The sequence below is a fragment of the Prevotella conceptionensis 9403948 genome (genome assembly GCF_000312305.1).
GTDB classification, from domain to species: domain Bacteria; phylum Bacteroidota; class Bacteroidia; order Bacteroidales; family Bacteroidaceae; genus Prevotella; species Prevotella conceptionensis.
This window is the reverse complement of the sequence record NZ_HE999443.1, coordinates 527,838-532,244: the sequence shown is the minus strand read 5'-3', so window position 1 is coordinate 532,244 and position 4,407 is coordinate 527,838. Positions and strand designations below refer to the sequence as shown.

Here is a 4,407-nt window from a genome sequence, read left to right as displayed (position 1 = left end):
GGGCGTGGGGTGAGGCTTTTTTTCTTTGGAGAGGGGCGTAAAATGCGATGCAACTACTAAGCTGATAAACGAGAAATGCAATTTTACTGCAAGGCATATCACTCCCCTCTCCCCTTGGAGAGGGGTTGGGGGTGAGGCCAGAGAGGGGCAGTGTTAGGCCTCTTTTACCCACCATTCTTCCTATATTCAGACGGCGTAACGCCGAATGCTTTCTTGAAAGCGTGGTAGAAACTAGACGCATGTTCGAAACCACAACGTTCTGAAATCTCCTCGATGTTCAACTCAAACCTTGTGTCGAGCAGCTGTTTGCCCTTCTGCATCTTTAAGTTTAGGATGAAAGCACCTGGCGTGTTGCCTGTAAGCGCCACTATCTTACGGGTGAATTGCCTAAGACTCATGCCCAATCTTTCGGCCAAAGCATTAACGTCTAGCGCGCGTTTGTCGAGCAAAAGGTAGGCTGTGTCTACGGCTTTCGTTAGGAATTGCCGTTCGGCCTCGGCACGAACATCGCCTTCTTCTTTTGTTTCGTTTCCGTTATCACCATATTTCTCGCGCAATTTTCGATGCCTATCAAGCAGGTTTTCCACCCTCGTTATCAGCTCTTCACTGTTAAAAGGCTTGGTGATATAGGCGTCGGCCCCTGCCTTAATGCCTTCCAATCGTTCTTGTTCGGTTATCTTTCCCGTAACCACCACTATGGGAATATGGCTCATTACGTCGCTCGCCCTAACCTGCTTGCACACTTCCAACCCGTCGATGCCAGGCATCATGCGGTCGGTTATGATGATGTCGGGCACCAGTTCTGTTGCTCTGGCCAAGGCCTCCTCGCCGTTAGTGGCGTAACAAACGGCGTATTGCGGCGTGAACAACGAACCCATATACGCGGCTAAATCGGCATTATCTTCCACGATAAGCATGCGTTGCTCGGCGCAATTATCGTTCGTTTCGTCGTCGAGACGTTTCTCCACATGCGGCAACATGGGCGTGTTGGTGTGCTTTTGAGCGTTGGCCGTGGGCTTGCACACGTTTCTTATGGGCAGCGTTATGGTGAAAGTAGCCCCTCGCCCAGGCGCACTTCCCACCACGATTTGCCCGTCTAGCGCGTCTATTATCTGCCTAACCAAGGCCAATCCCACGCCAGTTCCGTTCTTCGATGCACCATTGCTGGCCCTATAAAAAGGCTCGAAGAGATGCGCTACGGCCTCAGGAGCAATGCCCGCGCCAGTATCTTTCACCCTAATGACGACGTTTGCGGCCTCGCGTGCCACCGCTACGCTCACCTTTCCGTATGGGGGCGTGAACTTAAATGCGTTAGACAGCAGGTTGTTCATCACCTTATTAATATACTCTGGCACGAAGTCGGTAACGATACGCTCGTTACCAGAGAAGTTTAATTCCACGTTTTGAGACACCGCGAAGTCGCGATAACTCTCCACAACCATGTTTACATGCGCCGTTACGTCGGCGTTTTCCCAGTCGGGATTGCCCACGGCCGACTTCACTCTGGCGATGTCTAGCAGCTGATTAATGAGCGTAAGCAAGCTGTTTCCTTGCCTTTCGATGGTGGTTGCCTTATGTTTGGCCTCGTCGGTAAGGCTTTCGTCTTGGTTCAACTCGTGGCTTAGACCCAGTATTAGGGTTAAAGGCGTTCGCAATTCGTGGGTGATGTTGGTGTAGAAGTTCTCTCGCAACTGGCTCACCTGTTTGAGTAAGGCGTGGTTGCGCTGCCTAATCTTGCCCACATATATCAGTGCGACCACCACCAACAGCAACAACGTAACCACCACAATGGCGGCAATGGCCACGATGCGCTTTTCTTTTTGCTCGTGTTGCGCTTGCAATGTAAGCTCTTCGTTCTTGTATTTGGCGTTGCTCTGACTCACGGCCTGCTCCATATCGTGCTGATAAATAGAGTCTTTCAACGCCACATAGCGTTGCAAATGCTGTGCGGCCAAAGTGGGATTGCTGGCCTTTAAGGCGTTGAAAGCGCCCATCTGCGCCCGGCTTAGGTTATAAAGGTCGTTGCGTTGTTCAAAGATTTCGATGGCTTTTTCAAAGCATTGTTGCGCCGATGCGTACTCTCCGCGGCGGTTAAGCAGTTCTCCTTTTTGGTTCATACATATACCCAACGACTGCTTGTTGCCTGCTTTTGCAAGTATCAGAATGGCTCGGTCCACGCTACGTTCGGCCTCAACAAAGCGTTCCATGTCCATTAGGGCGGTTGCCATCTGCGAAAGTCGGATGCCCATCTTCGCCACATTGCCGCGCTGTTCGTCTATTTGATAGGCTCTCACCGCGTGTTCGAGGGCCAATTGCTCTTTTTTCATGGCGTGATAAATTTCTGATGCCATGCCGTATTGTATGGCCATGCGGTTAGAATCGTTGGCCGCGGTGCTCAGTGCAATGGCCTCTAAGATGTATCGTTCGCCCTCTTCGGGTTGCTTGGCCACAAGACTAATGGCCGCAAGTGTGTTTAACGAGCTGCTTATCCGGCTTTTATCGCCCGTTTCGCGGTCCAGTTCAAGGCTTTTTTGGGCATGCGCAATGGCGCGAACAAAGTCTGATTGGCGGAACAACAGCTGCGCGATAAGCTGTTCGCAGTCGCTTATGGCAAGCAGGTCGTTGCTTTTGTAGGTAAGGGGAAGGGCTTTTCGCGCGTAGTTTAGGGCCGTAGCGTAGTCCTGTTTGTCCCAAAAATACTCGGCAGCGTGATACAACACCATCGCGTCCACCTCGTCTTTGGGCGTGTTGTTGGCCACTTTAATAAGCGAATCGGTTACTTCTTCGGCATACAACAGCCCGAAAATGCGGTTGGCGATGGCCGTTCTTTCGGCTCCATTTTGTTCTTCGTATGTTGCAAGTAGGCGCAACAAACGCCCGTCGGTTTTGGGTTCGGCGTTCTTTTCAGCAGCATTCTGGCCGGTTGGGGGAAAGTCGGGCAGGTCGGTTGGCTGTTTGTCGGCGCATGCGTTCAACAATCCAGCCAGCAAAACCAGTGCGGCCACAAAGCGCAAGGCCACGTATTGTAGGGCTTGTTTAGGCGAGTAATGGTTGCAGTCCATAGGTTCGAGGTGTTGTAAGCTGCGTGCGGCACACGCTCGCTGTTTGTTTCGTATTGCAAACTTACATAAAAATCCCGAAATATACACCATAATATATTAAGAGATTGTGCTTTTGTTTAAGGCGGAATTAAAAAAATCCACGCAGGCATTCCACCATACTTTAAGCGAAGAATGTCCCCAACCAGTCGGACAAGTAGAACAAATACGACTGGCCTAAAAGTAGAACAGGTTGCCCAAATCGAACAAATTGAACTGCCTTGAAAAAAGAAAAGCCGATTAAGTTGGCCGGAACTATCAGAGCAATCTGAAAGCCTCGACCCACCTAATCGGCTCGATTTGCCCGATGCTAACTGGCTTTATTTGCCCGTTTCTAGCATTTTTGCCACCTTTTCTAGCTGCTCGCCCATACCAATTGTGTAGCCTTGCGAACAGAAAACAACGCGATTAAAGGTGTCTGCCACGATGAAAACTGGCATCTGCGAGGGGTTAGCCAGTTTCATGGCATTGGCTACTTGCTGCTTAATTTTGCCGTCAGCATCTACGCCCAGAATGATGTTGGTAGGCAATGTGCCGAAGTTCTCGTCCTTGAAACGCTGTAAATCGGCATCGTTGGGGAAGAGTAACACGAAGGGACGGCCCCATTCGTCGAGCGTAGCGCGTGCTTTTGCCAAGTCGCGTAGGGCGTGATTGGTGGGTTCTTCGCCAATACCCAGCAGGGCAAGCGTGAAATATCCGCGACCCGTTTGCGACAAGATGCTCACCTCTTGACCGTCTTTGAGGAAACGCGACTCGCTATCAAAGTTGCCCAACACATTGAGCTGACCCGACGGACGGCGCATGATGAGTGGCACTTCGGTGGTTTTGCCCGCGGCTACGTTGAAGAAACGCTGCGTGGCCAGCACGCCACCATTGGCCAAACGCGTACCGGTAACAAGCAGATAAGTGCCTGCATCCAGGTCGTAACCGCGCTCAAAGGTGTTGGCCCAGGTTGTTCCCTCGTTGGCATTTCCGTCTCCTTCTTCGAAGTTCAGCAGCTGCGCCTGTCCGTTTACAATCTTACTCAGGGTGAAGTGGCTGTAATACTTGGGGTCGGCAGGCAGCAATGGCGCAGCCGAATAAGTAAGTTTAAGCTTACCCGTGGGCGTGGCTTGGCTTTGTGCGTTATCAAAATTCACGTCAACCCATGCGCTGTCACGCTTGTATTGCACCTTACCCGTAACCGCATCTTTGCGCGACTCGATGCCCAAGCTGCGCGCCATGCTCACAAAGAAGATGTCGCGCGAGCGTGTATCGGTAAGTCTTGAACGCCAAACGCCCATAGGTGTTTGCGCAATGCGCAGGGCCT

The 4,407-nt window shown here is 51.5% G+C and carries 1 protein-coding gene and 1 pseudogene; both read right to left on the bottom strand.

The features are described from left to right. Positions 1-164: 164 nt before the first annotated feature. Complete coding sequence (locus tag BN93_RS01915) at positions 165-3,062, bottom strand: ATP-binding protein (RefSeq protein ID WP_019186669.1); 2,898 nt, start codon at positions 3,060-3,062, stop codon at positions 165-167. Between the two features lie 356 nt (positions 3,063-3,418). After that, positions 3,419-4,407 (bottom strand): annotated as a pseudogene (locus BN93_RS01910) (transglutaminase domain-containing protein); the annotation flags it as partial.